A 16,929-nucleotide genomic window follows, 5' to 3' on the forward strand; every position below is an offset into this window, starting at 1 on the left:
CCGTGTGATTAACTGAGCCGTTTCGCCCATTCCAGACTGGCCTGCTCCAGCAGCCCATAAACATATTCAAATGCGTCCCGGTTTTTACGGTAGGGGTCCGGGATCTCTTTTCTGCCCGTCCAGTGACCAAAGAGCATCATTTTGCCGCGCGCCTCCGGTGCGATAGCCGTGACCTGCTCGATATGTTCCAGCTCCATCGCCAGAATCAGATCGTAGTCGCGCACCATGGCGGGGGTGAGCCTGCGCGCCACGTGGCCCTCAAGCAGGGTGCCGCGTTCGGCGGCGATCTCTGTCGCCTGTAAATCGGCGGTGCGCCCTTCCAGGCCACACGTTCCCGCTGAATCGACCCGGGCAGCGGGAAGCAGCCGGCGCAGCAGCCGTTCCCCAATGGGGGAGCGGCAGATATTGCCGGTACAGATCACCAGGATGGCGTTAAACGTTAGTTTGGCCATGTTCTGATATATCTCCCTGTTTCAGTCAGGTCATGTACGCCGGTAATGGTCGGCACAAGCTGAGAGATCACGCGGTTCCAGCGCACCAGCGGCGCGGTGGTGACATAGACGATGTCGTAAGGCTCAAGCTGAAATTCGGTGCTCAACACCATCGCGGTGGCATCCCGGGCGTTAAGCTGGTAGACGTTGGCGATTTTGCCGTTCTGCTTGCCCTGCAACGGACGAATCACAAAGATTCCGGTGGCGTCGGCCATATCCTGATTCACGCCCTGTGCATTACCCAGCGCTTCCGCCAGCGTCATGCCGCTACGGTCCATCTTCAGGGTGCTCTGTTTACCCACCTCGCCCATGACAAACACTTTCAGGTCGTCATTACGGGGAATGAAGAGGATATCGCCCGGATAGAGGAGTTTGTTCTGGGTGAGATCGCCGCGCTGCATCAGCGCGTAGAGCGAAATGTGCGTGTCCTGGCCGTTGTGGGTCAGCACCACATGGCGCCAGTCCGCCTCAGATGTCAGGCCGCCAGCCGCATTGATCGCATCCATTATCGTCAGCGGAATGTTGGTGATGGGCTGCTGGCCCGACTTAGCCACTTCGCCCGTCACGTAAGCTTTTTGCGAGCGGAATGCCGCGACGCTGACATCCACCTGCGGGCTCTCAATCACCGAGTCCAGCCGGGCGGCGATCTCATCGCGCACCTGGGCCAGCTTTTTGCCGACGACGCGGATTTTGCCGATATAGGGGTAGAAGATCGTGCCATCGGCATTCACCCAGTTGCCCGTATCGCTGGCGCTGCGGTACTGACCTGCGGGGGTGGTCAGCTCCGGGTGGTCCCAGACGGTAACCATCAGCACGTCGCCGACGCCGATGCAATATTGGTAGTTCTGAAGCTGGCGATCCAGTTCAGGATTCGCGCGGGAGTCGACTTTGCCAGGCAGCAACTGCTCCACCAGCCCCGGCGTGAGGGGATAGACGTTGACCATCTTATTCAGATCGTAATTGCTGTCAGGCAGATCGATAATATCTTTGCCCTGGGTGCTAAGTCCCTGGCCCGGTACGATAGTACAACCGCTTAACGCCATCATAGCCAACGCCAGCACGGAAAATTTAACGTTTTTCATTCAGGAAAATCATCTGGTTAAGTAATGCCTGTTTCATCCGGTACTACTGCCCTACCGGGGTTTCGCGTTCTGACGTCATGTCATAGAGCTGATATTTACGGCCTAACATCTGGCCGCCATCACGCGTGAGAGGCGTCCACGAGACCACCGCCCGGTTGCGATTTGGGCCGATCGTCATCAGATCAAGCGGGATCGAGATGTAGAAGCCTTTGCTAAAGCCACCTTCGCCATAATCCTCTTTCGAGACGTTGGTCAGCGCCGCCCAGACGCCTACCGTCACGCCGCTGTCGAATCGCTTCGCGACGTCGAGGGTGGCGCCTTTATCCTTCGCCAGGTACTGCCCGACGCTCAGCTTCATTAGCACACTGTTGAGCTTCGCCGGGTTCCAGTAGGTGGTGATAAATCCGGTTGGCACGCTGTAGTCGGTGAAGCGCATCATGTCGTCCCAGTCGCGCTGCTTGACGTAATTCGCATCCACGCCCAGCGCCCAGTCGCTATCCAGCGGGCGCCAGAGCGCCTCTGCTCCCACGCCGCCGTACATGGTTTCGAGGTAGCCGCCATAAATCTGGGCATAGAAGCCGTTCCCCAGCGCATCGACATAGTTGGCCTGTAAGTTGTTGATGTAGGCGTCATTGCTGACATAATCGCGAATATGGGTTCTGACGCGCGGCAGGCTGGAGTCAGCGGGAAGTAGCGAGGATTTGAACTTGTCGTAGTTGTTATAGAGGTTGGCGAACACGCCGCCGTCGAGCAGCAGACGATCGGTCAGCCAGTAGCTGGCACTGGCCATCACCCCCACCTGGAACATATAGAAATCTTCCGGACCGCCCAGCGACTGCGCCAGCGTCGGTTTAACGCTGTAGCTGAAGCGATCGGCGCGAATACGGTAGCCACGCCCGAATGCTGTGGTATCCACAGGCTCGACGCGCTGCTGCCTGAGCGCCTCCTCCTGGCCGAGCGGCTGCCCCGCCAACTGTTTGCGCAGGCTGGCGACATCGGTTTGCGTCGTGACCAGCGGCAGATGATCACGCTGCTGGGTGATAGCGATCGTGTCGACCCCGTCGGGCAGGTTATTGATCAGAATACGGTTGGCACGATCCACCGCTTCGCGCGGATCGCGATAGCGATACTGTTCGCCGGTCATGTATAAGGTATTGCCGTGCTGAAGGATCTCCGGCGCATCGAAGCCTGCGTTGTACTTAAGCGCGGTGAGCTGGTTCGCCGCAGAGGTATAGTCCAGCGTCTCGCCTGCCGGTGCCGGTTGCCAGGCCGGTTTCGGGTTATCACGCAGCGCGGGGCGCAGGTCGTTAAAGTTGGTCCGCAGGGTGAAGCCAAACATCAGCGTATTGCCGCGCTCGTAGCTGAGGTCGAGATCGGCCCAGTCGGCAACGCGATAGACCGCCCCCACGTTAATATGGCTCGACTGCTTAATGGAGCCGGCAAAATCATCGGCATAATTGTTGCCGTCATACTCAAGCTTCAGGCGCAGGGGCTGCCAGGGCGTCTGATACTGGAGGCCGCCAAACAGAGACGCCGGACCACGAAACATATCGCTAAAGCTGATATCTCCGGCATCATGCGACTCGCCGCGGGTGCAATACTTATTGTTGTCATGGCAAAGCGGGTTACCCACGTTGTCGCTATTACCGGGATATCCCCAGGCTATTCCAAAGGTAAAATCGACCGGTCCGGCCATTTTACTGGCAACCAGATATTCACCATCGAACAGGCCGGTGCCTGCAATATCACGCTTGCCGAGCGCCACCTGCGGCAGGCTATAGTCCTCTTCCCACAGACGAACCTTAAAGTCGAACGACTTATCCTTGTAGCTTTGATCGCCGCTGAAATCCTCGTCGCTGCTGTATTTACGGGTGCGGACGTCGGTATAGCGAATTGTCCCTTCCAGCCACGGGAAGAGCACGACCGAAGAGGAGTAAAAACGGTACTGGTTGTTATCGCGGTAGTTGACGCTGAATTCCCCTTCCCGGCCAAAGCGCGCGTCGGGCATTTGCATCAGGCCGGTGCCGCCAAAGTCGGACTGTGAAGGTCCGGTCGGATCGGGCCAGGTACGCAGCTCCGCGTGGCAGGCAGAAGAGATCGCCAGAGCAAGGCCGCTCAGTAAAAAAAGTTTGTTCATCAGTCAGGTATCCGCCGCGTCAGGAGCGCAACGATTTGCTCATTCAGACCGGTAAAATCGTCCGGTACCGCCCGGGGATCAAACCCCACCCACAGAACAGCGCCCGGCTCTGCTTCAATATGGCGTGCGTTCCAGTACGCCACCGGCGCAACAACCGTACTGCCGTCAGGATCGATAACGGTTACGTTATTCCTGTCGGCGCCGGCCAGCCGCAACTGCCCCTGTAAGTAGTCCCGGATGCTTGCGCCCGGTCGCCAGGCCCGTTTCCCCGGCGTGACGACCGCCCCCATCAGCGTGACGGTACGGGGCGCAGGAGAGAGCCACAGATCGTAACGGCCCTCAAGGAAGCGATCGCCGCGGGCGTCGGTACGCACGGCATCTGGGTCGAGGCTGACAAACTGCCGCCCGACGATCCGCAGGGAGCGGATCTGTGCAGCGACAGCGCGAATGGTCGCGATCCGCTCGTCATCGGCGCGATTCTGCCACGCTGAAAGCGACGCCAGCACCTGCTGTTGCGTCTGTTGCGCGCGCAGCGTGGCGGAAGGGGTTGCGATGACAGCCCCCTGCCACCAGACGTTGTTCAGCTGCGGCTGGGTGACCAGCCGGGAGAGCGTATCAGCCGGTTCAGCAGACCACGTTTTGCCCGGCTGATGCACGGTAACGACGCTTGCGCATAAGGCGGACAGGCTGAAGAGAGATAGCCCTACGCCAGGTAACCATTTTCTGAGTCTGTTCATGGGGCGGGCTTCAACATCGTCATGGCGACAGGGAATACGCCCGCGCCGAGCATCTGTTCGCTCTGGCGTACCTGGCCGGTAGCGGAATCAATCCAGAAGGTGTTATGCCAGCGACGATCGAGGCCGTCGGCCTGCACCGCCTCCTGCCAGACCTGACAACGTAGCGTGTTTCCGGCAAGGGTCAGGTTTTCCGTCCCGCTCAGGGAGAAGCGCGAGGTCAGGTGTGCGGAGCGATACCGCCCCTCTTCCTGCCAGCGCACATCACGCGACCACTGGCTGCCGTCGCGGAGCTGCGGCGTGTGGCGCAGCGGATCGTGCTCAAGATTGGTTACCTCAAGCAGGTTATAAGGAAGCTTGAGCGTGTGGATAAGGCGACCGTTATGCGTGACGATCATCGCATTATCCTGCGATAACCATTTACTGTTTCCCTGTTCGATGTATCCGAGAACCACCAGGATCCTCGGGCCATTATCCAGTCGCAGGTACATGGTTGAGTATGGGAGCGCCTGAATCTGCCCGTCCGTTACCGTCACATCCTGGCGCCCGTCCAGACTGGCGTTAAAGGTCTCAATAATGCTCTGCTGGCTCGGCGTACACCCCTGGATCAGCAGAGTCATGATGAGCAGAATAAACAGTCTCACCAGAAATCCTTGATTAAATAACATTGAAATCAATTAAATACCCGGCTTTGATATCGACGCCGGGTCAAGTCGTTGCGCTGTTCAGCGCAAGGTTATATCGCCTTGCGCACCAGCCTTAGCGGGTAACTGTCGTCGTGGAAGTACCATTGCTTGAGTCATCGCCACTGTCGCTTGCCGCGACAACGGCTAACGTCGCTACGCCGGCAATCGCAGCGGTGGTGACAACAGCGGTTGTCCCAATCGCCCCTGCCGCCAGTCCCCCCGTAGTGCCAGCGGTAGTTCCCACCGTTGCTCCGGTTGTTGTTCCGGTTGTTGCTGCGCTGGTGCTACCTGCTTCGGTGGTAGCGCCTATAGCAGGCAAGGCAGTCGCCAGCGTGAGTGCCGTCAGCACTGTACAAAGCGTCCTTTTCATTTTTGGTCCTCATTCAAATGAAGGAAAATATGAGCACCTGGAAACCAGGTCCCGGTTAACGAGCATAAAGCCCGGGGCTGAATTCCGCCCCGACAGGGACGGAAAATCATCCATGTAAAAGCCCTGGGCTCTGAACACCAGCGCATATAAACCGCCAGGATATATTTCGGTACCCTTAATTGCTTCAATTGGAGTTCAGATAGTTAACTCCCTCACGGGGTGCAAAAAGAAAGGAAAACGCAGAAGTGATGCAAAATGCACCCCAGCGGTAACTACCTTAAAAATTTTGGATAAGATAATTCTTATAATAATTTGACGCAATGATTTCCGGCAGAATAAATATGACCAATTGTTAACCAGAAAAAACTCAATATATTATTAATTAAACATTTAACCAACTGAAATTAAAAGCAAAACCACGTCAAGCACACAGACTACATCACCTATGACGCCTTCATTACCGGCTAGTGTTCTCGATTAATAATGATTGAGATCAATTAAACCAACCTCTCGAGAAAAATAAAAACACAAGCAGAGTAAACCCTGAAATCAGGATCGGGAATAATATTTCCTCAAAATATATTTATCATGAATAATTCATTTATATTCATAATTACTGCGTATATAAACCGCGTCTCATAAATACGCTATTTCACGGCAGCGAAAATGTTTTCCTCCCTCGCCAGTCTGTTCAGGAGCGCACGCAGATTAAAATCCACCGATGTGCTCTGCGGCCAGCCACTTTGCCAGGGCATCAATCTGAGGCTGATGCAGCCAGTTTACGATCTGGCGGGCTTTCTCCTGCCCGACACCCGGTAGCATCTGCCACTCCGCTTCGCTTCGCTGAATCAGCGCCTGCCAGGTGCGATCCCCTGCCGCCTTGAGCGTCGACCGGGCCAGCGGTATTCCCATCGCGGTGATCCAGCGGATAAAAGGACGCTCCCGCGCCAGGTTAAACTGATGCCACAGCGCAGCGCCATGCGATGCCGATATCCCCGGCGTCGCGGTGAGCTGCGCCTGCGTGAGCTGTAGCCAGGAGAAGAGGTGCTCAAACCGATGCGCCTGATAGAGGGTCCGCCATCCTGATTCGCCCATACCTTCGATATCTAACGCCTGCCTGGAACTTAGCCACGTCAGCCGGGCAAAAAATTGCTCCATGCACTCCGGGGAGGCATAGAAACAGGTTAAGCCGTTATAGCGCGATGAGGGCGGCTGTGGTTTACGGCGATCCACATTGCGCCACACCACGTTATCCAGCCGGGGAATACCTTGTCCCGCCAGGCTTACCAGCACCTGATCGCCGGGGGCAATATCCAGCCTCTGCCAGCGGTTAACTGACCCTAAGCTGACGCGCTGTACGCGTTTATCGTCGAGCATCAGCGGCTCAAGCTGCGCAATCGCGGTGATCCGCCCGGTACGGCCAACGGTAAAGTGAATCGCTTTGACTTCCGTCACCTGGGCCACAGGAAGGTATTTCCATGCGACGACCCAACTTCCTTCCCCCGGCAGCCACTCCTCGCCCGGCGGCTCTGCCGAGGCGCGGACCACGATGCCATCCGTGGCGAAGGGCAACGAAGCCTTAAACCAGGCCGTCCGCTGCGCTTCCACGTCAGCCGCGTTTTTAACCGGCAGGGTATAGCGCGCCGTCAGGGTAAAACCAGCCTCCGCCAGCGCGGAAAGGCGTGCTTTCATCACTTTTGGGCCGTTCGGCCAGGCCCAGATAAAAATGCCTGTCTGCTTCAGCGCTGCGCGATCGGTCGCGCGCATCATCGCCCCCGCTACCTTCGCACGCGCGTTCATCCCCCCCATCCGCTGCTGGATATGCCCCTCGCGCAGCAGAAAAAGTTCCCCCTGCAACACGCTGTTGGCAAGCGGCCCGGCCAGTGTTTGCGGAATAGCGGGGATCATTCGCGCCTGTGCCGTCCACTCTTCCCCCTGTAAGCCGTCGCCCCGGCTGATCGCCTGCGCCAGCTTGCCGTTTTTGTAGACCAGGGTGACCGCAACACCATCCACCTTTGGCTGTACCCAGAGATCCTGCTGCGTCGCCATCCAGCGGCTAAGCGCCTGCTTGCTTTCTACCTTATGCACGCCGGTATGGGCGAAGGGATGCTTCACCGTCCCACTGGCGGCTGGAAGATCGTCGTGCAGCGGTTCATCGTGAAAACAGCGCTGCCACTGTTTTAAGCGGGCGTTAAGCCTGTCGTAAACGTCGTCGCTCACCTCGCTGCTGCCCTGCTTCCAGTAATCATCATTCCAGCGGGTCAGCTGCGCCTTCAGGGCCGCGATCTCCTGCCCGGCTTTAGCCGGTGACCAGACCGGGCAGATAGCCATCGCCCCGCTGCTTAAGAAGATCATCAGTATGCTTATCCATTTCACCATTATTACCCCTCCCTGTTTTGCGAAGGGTATACCCTGCCCGGGAGCCGCAGACCAGCTGCAAAATTGCATTTTACGAGCGCGCTTCAGCGCATTGTTTTTATTGCAGCAAAAAGAAGGTAAAAGCTGAAAACGGCACGCAAAATTTAATCATCCACGGGAAAAAGTGTGACAAAGGCTACGTCACACAGCGGCGACGTGTATAATAAGCCCGTATGTAGGACTTCTTCGTTAACACATACAAAAGACTCTCATGGCTCAAGGCACGCTTTATATTGTTTCTGCCCCTAGTGGCGCGGGTAAATCCAGCCTTATTCAGGCACTGTTAAAAACCCAACCGTTGTACGATACGCAGGTTTCTATTTCTCACACCACGCGAGCACCGCGTCCGGGTGAAGTGCACGGCGAACACTATTTCTTTGTGAATCACGACGAATTCAGAGCGATGATTGGCAGAGACGCGTTTCTTGAACACGCAGAAGTTTTCGGTAACTACTACGGCACTTCACGTGAAACCATTGAGCAGGTACTGGCGACCGGCGTGAACGTGTTCCTGGATATCGACTGGCAGGGCGCGCAGCAAATTCGTAAGAAAATGCCTGATTCGCGCAGTATCTTTATTTTACCGCCATCGAAAGAAGAACTGGATCGCCGCCTGCGTGGTCGCGGCCAGGACAGCGAAGAAGTTATCGCGAAGCGTATGGCGCAGGCTGTTGCAGAAATGAGCCATTACGCGGAATATGATTACCTTATTGTGAATGATGATTTTGATGCCGCGCTGAGCGATCTCAAAACTATCCTTCGCGCAGAACGCCTGCGTATGAGCCGCCAGAAGCAGCGACATGACGCATTAATCACCAAACTGTTGGCAGACTGAACCCACTTTCAGTATCATGCCCAGTCATTTCTTCACCTGTGGAGCATTTTAAGTATGGCACGCGTAACTGTTCAGGACGCTGTAGAGAAAATTGGTAACCGTTTTGACCTGGTGCTGGTCGCCGCGCGTCGCGCTCGTCAGATGCAGGTAGGCGGTAAAGATCCGCTGGTACCGGAAGAAAACGATAAAACCACCGTTATTGCACTTCGCGAAATCGAAGAAGGTCTGATCAACAACCAGATCCTCGACGTGCGTGAGCGCCAGGAGCAGCAAGAGCAGGAAGCCGCTGAATTACAAGCTGTTACCGCTATTGCTGAAGGTCGTCGTTAATTAAACCTGCGGGTCGCCCTTGTATCTGTTTGAAAGCCTGAATCAACTGATTCAAACCTACCTGCCTGAAGACCAGATTAAGCGTCTTCAGCAGGCGTATCTCGTTGCACGTGACGCTCACGAGGGCCAGACACGTTCAAGCGGTGAACCCTATATCACGCACCCGGTAGCGGTGGCCTGTATTCTGGCCGAGATGAAACTCGACTACGAAACGCTGATGGCCGCCCTGCTGCATGACGTGATCGAAGATACCCCTGCCACCTACCAGGACATGGAACAGCTGTTTGGCAAAAGCGTTGCCGAGCTGGTGGAAGGGGTCTCTAAGCTTGATAAGCTGAAATTTCGCGACAAGAAAGAGGCGCAGGCCGAAAACTTTCGCAAGATGATCATGGCGATGGTGCAGGATATCCGCGTCATTCTCATCAAACTGGCTGACCGCACCCACAATATGCGCACGCTGGGCTCACTTCGCCCGGATAAACGTCGCCGCATCGCCCGTGAAACCCTCGAAATCTACAGTCCGCTGGCGCACCGTTTAGGTATTCATCATATTAAAACCGAGCTGGAAGAGCTGGGTTTTGAGGCTTTGTACCCGAACCGCTATCGCGTGATTAAAGAGGTGGTGAAAGCCGCTCGCGGTAACCGTAAAGAGATGATTCAAAAGATCCTCTCTGAAATCGAAGGGCGTTTGCAGGAAGCGGGTATTCCGTGCCGCGTGAGCGGTCGCGAAAAGCATTTGTACTCTATCTACTGCAAAATGGTGCTCAAAGAGCAGCGTTTTCACTCGATCATGGATATCTACGCGTTCCGCGTGATCGTCCACGACTCAGACACCTGTTATCGCGTGCTGGGGCAGATGCACAGCCTGTACAAGCCGCGTCCGGGGCGCGTCAAAGATTACATCGCCATTCCAAAAGCGAACGGATATCAGTCTTTGCACACCTCCATGATTGGCCCGCACGGTGTCCCTGTTGAGGTGCAGATTCGTACCGAAGATATGGATCAGATGGCGGAGATGGGTGTCGCGGCGCACTGGGCTTACAAAGAGCACGGCGGCGAAAGCAGCACCACCGCGCAAATCCGCGCCCAGCGCTGGATGCAGAGCCTGCTGGAGCTGCAACAGAGCGCAGGTAGCTCGTTTGAATTTATCGAGAGCGTTAAATCCGATCTCTTCCCGGATGAGATTTACGTTTTCACGCCGGAAGGGCGCATTGTCGAACTGCCTGCGGGCGCGACACCGGTCGACTTCGCTTACGCCGTGCATACCGATATCGGCCACGCCTGCGTAGGTGCCCGCGTCGACAGGCAGCCTTATCCGCTGTCGCAGCCGCTTTTCAGCGGACAGACGGTGGAGATCATTACCGCGCCGGGGGCACGTCCTAACGCCGCCTGGCTGAACTTTGTCGTGAGCTCAAAAGCGCGCGCAAAAATCCGCCAGCTGCTGAAAAACCTTAAGCGCGACGACTCCGTTAGCCTGGGGCGTCGTCTGCTCAATCACGCGCTGGGTGGCAGCCGCAAACTGGCAGAGATCCCGCCAGAAAACATTCAGCATGAGCTGGAGCGTATGAAGCTCGCCTCGCTGGATGACCTGCTGGCAGAGATTGGTCTCGGCAACGCCATGAGCGTGGTCGTGGCGAAGAATCTGCAACAAGGCGAAACGACAGCCGTTCCTGCCACCACGCAAAATCATGGTCACCTGCCGATCAAAGGCGCTGACGGTGTGCTCATCACCTTCGCCAAATGCTGCCGTCCTATCCCGGGCGACCCGATTATTGCGCACGTCAGCCCGGGTAAAGGGCTGGTGATCCACCACGAATCCTGCCGTAACATCCGTGGCTATCAGAAAGAGCCTGAGAAGTTCATGGCGGTCGAGTGGGATAAAGAGACGGCGCAGGAATTTATCACTGAAATCAAGGTGGATATGTTCAACCACCAGGGTGCACTGGCGAACCTGACGGCAGCGATTAACACGGCCTCGTCCAACATTCAAAGCCTGAATACGGAAGAAAAAGATGGCCGCGTTTACAGCGCCTTTATTCGCCTGACCGCCCGTGACCGCGTGCATCTGGCAAATATTATGCGCAAGATCCGCGTGATGCCGGATGTCATTAAAGTCACCCGTAACCGAAACTAGCATTATGAATTCAAAACGTTACGAGCGAATCTGCGAAATGCTCGCCAGGCGTCAGCCTGATCTGACGGTCTGCATGGAGCAGGTCCATAAACCTCATAACGTCTCTGCTATCGTCCGCACCGCAGATGCCGTCGGCGTGCATGAAGTCCACGCCGTCTGGCCAGGAGCACGTATGCGTACCATGGCCTCCACCGCCGCAGGCAGCAACAGCTGGGTATCCGTGAAAACTCACCAGACTATTGGTGAAGCGGTCTCGCACCTGAAAGGGCGTGGCATGCAGGTTCTGGCAACCAACCTCTCTGCTAAAGCCGTGGATTTCCGTGAGATCGACTACACCCGTCCGACCTGTATTTTAATGGGCCAGGAGAAAACGGGGATCACGCAGGAAGCACTGGATTTGGCCGATCGGGACATCATCATTCCGATGATTGGCATGGTCCAGTCACTCAACGTGTCGGTCGCCTCAGCGCTGATCCTGTATGAAGCGCAGCGCCAGCGTCAGAATGCCGGAATGTACGAGCGCAGCAACAGCATGCTGCCGGAAGAGGAGCAGCAGCGCCTGCTGTTTGAAGGTGGCTATCCGGTGCTGGCTCGCGTTGCGAAGCAGAAGAAATTGCCTTACCCCCACGTCAACGCGCAGGGCGAAATTGAAGCCGATGCCGAGTGGTGGTCCACCATGCAGTACGCGGGATAAATCATGAAAGGCCGCCTGCTGGACGCTATACCGCTCAACAGCCTGACGGGCGTGGGCGCGGCACAAAGCAGTAAACTGGCGAAGATTGGCCTGCACACCGTGCAGGATCTCCTGCTCCACCTCCCCCTGCGTTACGAAGACCGTACTCAGCTTTATAAAATTGGCGATCTGCTGCCCGCTATTTACGCCACCGTTGAAGGGGAAGTGCTGAACTGCAACATCACCTTTGGCGGACGCAGGATGATGACCTGCCAGATCAGCGACGGCACCGGTATTCTTACCCTGCGCTTTTTCAACTTCAATGCGGCAATGAAAAACAGCCTTGCCACTGGACGACGCGTACTTGCGTACGGTGAAGCCAAACGGGGCAAATACGGCGCGGAGATGATCCACCCGGAATACCGCGTGCAGGGCGATCTCAGCTCACCTGAGCTACAGGAGACGCTCACGCCGGTCTATCCAACCACTGAAGGCATTAAGCAGGCTACGCTGCGCAAGCTCACCGACCAGGCGCTGGAGCTGCTCGATACCTGCGCCATTAACGAGCTGCTGCCGCCGGAGCTGGCGCAGGGCATGATGAGCCTGCCAGAGGCGTTGCGCACCCTGCACCGCCCACCGCCAACGCTTCAGCTTGTTGATTTAGAGAGCGGTAAACACCCCGCCCAACGGCGTCTTATCCTTGAGGAATTACTGGCTCACAACCTGAGCATGCTGGCCCTGCGCGCAGGTGCGCAGCGTTTCCACGCGCAGCCATTAAGCCAGCGTGATGAGCTCAAAGATAAGCTGCTGGCCTCACTGCCGTTTAAACCCACCGGCGCCCAGGCGCGGGTGACCGCCGAGATCGAACGCGATATGGCGCTGGATGTGCCGATGATGCGCCTGGTGCAGGGCGATGTGGGTTCCGGTAAAACGCTGGTCGCCGCGCTGGCCGCTTTGCGCGCTATCGCCCACGGCAAGCAGGTGGCGCTGATGGCACCGACGGAACTGCTGGCCGAGCAGCACGCCAACAATTTCCGTAACTGGTTTGCCCCGCTGGGAATTGAAGTGGGCTGGCTGGCCGGGAAGCAGAAGGGCAAAGCGCGCCTTGCGCAGCAGGAGGCGATAGCCAGCGGGCAGGTGCAGATGATTGTCGGCACGCACGCCATTTTCCAGGAACAGGTGCAGTTTAACGGCCTGGCGCTGGTGATTATCGACGAACAGCACCGCTTTGGTGTTCATCAGCGTCTGGCGTTGTGGGAGAAAGGTCTGCAACAGGGCTTCCACCCGCATCAGCTGATCATGACCGCCACGCCGATTCCGCGCACCCTGGCGATGACGGCCTATGCCGATCTGGATACCTCCACCATCGACGAACTCCCCCCGGGTCGTACGCCGGTGACAACGGTCGCCATTCCGGACACGCGCCGCAGCGACATCATTGACCGCGTGCGCAACGCCTGCACCCACGAAGGACGTCAGGCTTACTGGGTCTGTACCCTGATTGAAGAGTCTGAGCTGCTGGAAGCGCAGGCTGCCGAAGCCACATGGGAAGAGTTAAAGCTCGCCCTGCCGGAGCTGAACGTCGGTCTGGTTCACGGGCGCATGAAGCCTGCCGAAAAGCAGGCGGTGATGCAGTCGTTCAAACAGGGTGAACTGCATTTACTCGTTGCGACCACGGTTATCGAAGTGGGCGTGGACGTGCCGAACTCCAGCCTGATGATTATTGAGAACCCGGAGCGCCTGGGCCTGGCGCAGCTCCACCAGCTACGAGGCCGCGTGGGCCGTGGCGCGATCGCCTCTCACTGCGTGCTGCTCTACAAAGCCCCGCTGTCGAAAACCGCGCAGATGCGTTTGCAGGTATTACGCGACAGCAATGACGGCTTCGTCATTGCGCAAAAAGATCTGGAGATCCGCGGCCCGGGTGAACTGCTGGGCACGCGTCAGACGGGTAACGCCGAATTTAAAGTGGCGGATTTGTTGCGCGATCAGGCCATGATCCCCGAAGTACAACGCCTTGCGCGTCATATTCATGAACGCTACCCCGAACAGGCGGCAGCGTTAATTGAACGCTGGATGCCGGAAACCGAGCGGTATTCCAACGCCTGACGATCAGCCAAACATCGGCAGCATCAGGTAGAGCTTAATGACCAGCGCGTTGACGATATCAATGAAGAATGCCCCCACCATTGGCACCACCAGAAACGCCATGTGCGACGGACCGAACCGTTCAGTGATCGCCTGCATGTTTGCGATGGCCGTTGGCGTTGCCCCCAGTCCAAACCCACAGTGGCCCGCTGCCAGTACCGCCGCATCATAGTTTTTGCCCATCATGCGCCAGGTAACAAAGATGGCATACAGCGCCATAAACACGGCCTGTACCGCCAGGATCGCCACCATCGGCAGCGCCAGCGAGGCCAGTTCCCACAGCTTGAGGCTCATCAGCGCCATCGCCAGGAACAGCGACAGGCTGACGTTCCCCAGCACGGACACTGCGCGCTCAAAGACGCGGTAGAAGCCCATCTGCGCCAGACCGTTGCTCAGGATCACCCCGATAAACAGCACGCAGACAAAAGTTGGCAGTTCGAAAGCCGTTCCCGCCAGCCATTGCGCAACGATTTTGCCCACGGTGAGGCAGATAGCAATCATGGCGATGGTTTCAATCATCACCAGCGAGGTGATACTACGGCCAACGTCCGGTTTTTCAAATGCGGTCGGCACCATTTCATCGTCTGGCCTGCCTTCCGGCGTGGTGGAGTGTTTCACCAGATAGCGCGCCACCGGGCCGCCAATCAGCCCGCCAAGCACCAGGCCAAAGGTCGCGCAGGCCATCGCCACTTCCGTTGCGTTTTCAAAGCCATAGCGTTCGATGAACAGCTTGCTCCACGCCGCGCCCGTTCCGTGGCCACCTGACAGGGTAATCGACCCCGCCAGCAGACCCATCAGCGGATCCAGCCCCAGCAATGACGCCATACCGATGCCGATGGCGTTTTGCATCAGAAGCAGGCCCACCACAACAATCAGAAACACGCCCAGCACCTTGCCACCCGAACGCAGGCTTGCGAGGTTAGCGTTCAGGCCGATAGTGGCAAAGAAGGCCAGCATCAACGGATCTTTCAGGGACATATCAAAATCGATTTCCCAGCCCATGCCTTTTTTCAGTACCAGCAGGGCCAGCGCCACCAGCAAACCACCGGCGACGGGTTCAGGAATGGTGTACTTTTTCAGAAAGGAAACACTGTGTACCAGCTTGCGACCAAGCAGAAGAACCAGCGTTGCGGCAACAAGGGTCGACAACGTATCGAGATGAATCATAAAAGGCTCCTGTTATGCGCGTATTCCATACACACGCGGCGTTATCCTGGGCCGGGTGATGCTCGTCATGAGCCGCCGGCGCGAAAAGTGTAATTTTTTTTTGCTGTTCGTTGTAGAAAAGCTGCTCACACCGGCAGATTTTCTCTCTTTTTTTTGCTGGCAATCGTTTGCTTTTACCAGGTGGTCAGCTAAAATGCCCGCTTTTCCACCCTGGGATTGCCGCCGATGTCTGTTAACACTCTGGAGTCTGCTTCTGCGCAACCGATTGCGCAGAAGCAAAACAGCGAACTGATTTACCGCCTTGAAGATCGTCCCCCGCTGCCTCAAACCCTGTTTGCCGCCTGCCAGCACCTGCTGGCGATGTTCGTTGCGGTCATCACGCCGGCTCTGCTGATTTGCCAGGCGCTAGGGTTACCGGCGCAGGATACGCAACACATCATCAGTATGTCTCTGTTCGCTTCCGGCGTGGCCTCCATCATTCAAATTAAAGCCTGGGGTCCGGTGGGTTCAGGTTTGCTGTCGATTCAGGGCACCAGCTTTAACTTTGTGGCTCCGCTGATCATGGGCGGTACGGCACTGAAAACCGGCGGCGCAGATGTCCCGACGATGATGGCGGCGCTTTTCGGCACCCTGATGCTGGCAAGCTGCACAGAGATGTTCATCTCCCGCGTTCTGCACCTGGCGCGCCGGGTGATTACCCCGCTGGTCTCCGGCGTGGTGGTGATGATTATCGGCCTGTCGCTGATTCAGGTGGGTCTGACCTCCATCGGGGGCGGCTACGCGGCAATGAGCGACCATACCTTCGGCGCGCCGAAAAAACTGCTGCTGGCAGGCGTGGTGCTGGCGATCATTATTCTGCTTAACCGTCAGCGTAACCCGTACCTGCGCGTGGCATCGCTGGTGATCGCCATGGCGGCCGGTTACCTGCTGGCGTGGGCGCTGGGTATGCTCCCGGAGAACACCACCCCAACCAACAGCGCGTTGATTACCGTGCCAACGCCGCTCTACTATGGCCTGGGCATTGACTGGAGTCTGCTCCTGCCGCTGATGCTGGTCTTTATGATTACCTCGCTGGAAACCATTGGCGATATCACCGCCACCTCCGACGTGTCCGAGCAGCCGGTCTCCGGCCCGCTGTACATGAAACGTCTTAAAGGCGGCGTGCTGGCGAACGGACTGAACTCGTTTGTCTCGGCGGTGTTCAACACCTTCCCGAACTCCTGCTTCGGCCAGAACAACGGCGTGATCCAGCTGACCGGCGTGGCCAGCCGCTACGTGGGCTTCGTGGTGGCGCTGATGCTGGTGGTCCTCGGCCTGTTCCCGGCGGTAAGCGGATTTGTACAGCACATTCCCGAGCCGGTGCTGGGCGGCGCGACGCTGGTCATGTTCGGTACCATCGCGGCCTCCGGCGTGCGTATCGTCTCCCGCGAGCCGCTGAACCGCCGCGCAATCATGATTATTGCGCTGTCTCTCGCCGTAGGGCTTGGCGTCTCCCAGCAGCCGATGATTTTGCAGTTTGCCCCGGACTGGGTGAAAAACCTGCTCTCTTCCGGCATCGCCGCGGGCGGTATTACCGCTATCGTGCTGAATCTCATTTTCCCGCCTGAAAAGAACTGATCCCCACACGGCAGGCTGTCAATGCCTGCCGTGACATCTCTTTACACCATTCCCGCCTTGAGCATTGCGCATAAATCGTGCATAACACCCTTATGTGCGTTTCGCGGGAG

At 57.2% G+C, this 16,929-nt stretch carries 14 protein-coding genes; 6 read left to right on the plus strand and 8 right to left on the minus strand.

Features of this window, described 5'->3' with window-relative positions:
- Window positions 1–8: 8 nt before the first annotated feature.
- From CU081_RS03025 to ligB, 7 genes are all read right to left on the minus strand, one after another.
- Window positions 9–452, minus strand: coding sequence for an arsenate reductase/protein-tyrosine-phosphatase family protein (locus tag CU081_RS03025; RefSeq protein WP_003860912.1), 444 nt, complete (start codon window positions 450–452; stop codon window positions 9–11).
- The gene (locus CU081_RS03030) at window positions 440–1,573 is read right to left on the minus strand and encodes a polysaccharide export protein (protein ID WP_022650143.1); all 1,134 of its coding nucleotides are present in this window, start codon (window positions 1,571–1,573) and stop codon (window positions 440–442) included. Before CU081_RS03030 ends, CU081_RS03025 begins: the two co-directional genes overlap by 13 nt.
- A 43-nt stretch (window positions 1,574–1,616) precedes the next feature.
- Complete coding sequence (locus CU081_RS03035; RefSeq protein ID WP_003860916.1) at window positions 1,617–3,710, minus strand: YjbH domain-containing protein; 2,094 nt, start codon at window positions 3,708–3,710, stop codon at window positions 1,617–1,619.
- Window positions 3,710–4,447, minus strand: a complete 738-nt coding sequence (locus CU081_RS03040) for a capsule biosynthesis GfcC family protein (RefSeq protein WP_039268676.1) — start codon at window positions 4,445–4,447, stop codon at window positions 3,710–3,712. Before CU081_RS03040 ends, CU081_RS03035 begins: the two co-directional genes overlap by 1 nt.
- Window positions 4,444–5,088 carry a YjbF family lipoprotein gene (locus tag CU081_RS03045; RefSeq protein WP_022650141.1) on the minus strand — a complete coding sequence of 215 codons (645 nt, stop codon included), beginning with the start codon at window positions 5,086–5,088 and terminating at the stop codon, window positions 4,444–4,446. Before CU081_RS03045 ends, CU081_RS03040 begins: the two co-directional genes overlap by 4 nt.
- A 115-nt stretch (window positions 5,089–5,203) precedes the next feature.
- Window positions 5,204–5,500, minus strand: coding sequence for a hypothetical protein (locus CU081_RS03050; protein ID WP_022650140.1), 297 nt, complete (start codon window positions 5,498–5,500; stop codon window positions 5,204–5,206).
- A gap of 708 nt (window positions 5,501–6,208) precedes the next feature.
- Window positions 6,209–7,879 (minus strand): NAD-dependent DNA ligase LigB, encoded by a 1,671-nt coding sequence (ligB, locus tag CU081_RS03055; protein ID WP_003860919.1) that lies wholly within the window; start codon window positions 7,877–7,879, stop codon window positions 6,209–6,211.
- Between the two features lie 250 nt (window positions 7,880–8,129).
- Between ligB and gmk the strand changes: the two genes are divergently transcribed.
- Genes gmk through recG form a run of 5 tightly spaced genes read left to right on the plus strand, consistent with a single transcriptional unit; the run spans window position 8,130 to window position 13,996 of the window.
- The gene (gene gmk, locus CU081_RS03065) at window positions 8,130–8,753 is read left to right on the plus strand and encodes a guanylate kinase (RefSeq protein WP_003860920.1); all 624 of its coding nucleotides are present in this window, start codon (window positions 8,130–8,132) and stop codon (window positions 8,751–8,753) included.
- Window positions 8,754–8,807: 54 nt separating this feature from the next.
- Window positions 8,808–9,083, plus strand: a complete 276-nt coding sequence (rpoZ, locus tag CU081_RS03070; protein ID WP_000135058.1) for a DNA-directed RNA polymerase subunit omega — start codon at window positions 8,808–8,810, stop codon at window positions 9,081–9,083.
- Window positions 9,084–9,102: 19 nt separating this feature from the next.
- Window positions 9,103–11,217 carry a bifunctional GTP diphosphokinase/guanosine-3',5'-bis pyrophosphate 3'-pyrophosphohydrolase gene (gene spoT / locus CU081_RS03075; protein WP_003860921.1) on the plus strand — a complete coding sequence of 705 codons (2,115 nt, stop codon included), beginning with the start codon at window positions 9,103–9,105 and terminating at the stop codon, window positions 11,215–11,217.
- A 4-nt stretch (window positions 11,218–11,221) separates the two neighbouring features.
- Window positions 11,222–11,911: a tRNA (guanosine(18)-2'-O)-methyltransferase TrmH gene (gene trmH, locus CU081_RS03080; protein ID WP_003860922.1), complete on the plus strand. Its 690-nt coding sequence runs from the start codon at window positions 11,222–11,224 to the stop codon at window positions 11,909–11,911.
- Between the two features lie 3 nt (window positions 11,912–11,914).
- Complete coding sequence (gene recG, locus CU081_RS03085) at window positions 11,915–13,996, plus strand: ATP-dependent DNA helicase RecG (protein ID WP_003860923.1); 2,082 nt, start codon at window positions 11,915–11,917, stop codon at window positions 13,994–13,996.
- A 3-nt stretch (window positions 13,997–13,999) separates the two neighbouring features.
- On the opposite strand, the gene gltS is transcribed toward recG, so the two are convergent.
- Window positions 14,000–15,202: a sodium/glutamate symporter gene (gene gltS / locus CU081_RS03090; protein ID WP_003860924.1), complete on the minus strand. Its 1,203-nt coding sequence runs from the start codon at window positions 15,200–15,202 to the stop codon at window positions 14,000–14,002.
- Window positions 15,203–15,427: 225 nt separating this feature from the next.
- On the opposite strand from gltS, the gene xanP reads away from it, so the two are divergent.
- A complete protein-coding gene (gene xanP, locus CU081_RS03095; protein WP_058647438.1) occupies window positions 15,428–16,819 on the plus strand; it encodes a xanthine/proton symporter XanP in 1,392 nt (463 codons plus the stop codon).
- Window positions 16,820–16,929: the final 110 nt, after the last annotated feature.

Source organism: Enterobacter sp. CRENT-193 (genome assembly GCF_002787395.1).
In the GTDB taxonomy this organism is placed as follows: domain Bacteria; phylum Pseudomonadota; class Gammaproteobacteria; order Enterobacterales; family Enterobacteriaceae; genus Enterobacter; species Enterobacter hormaechei_C.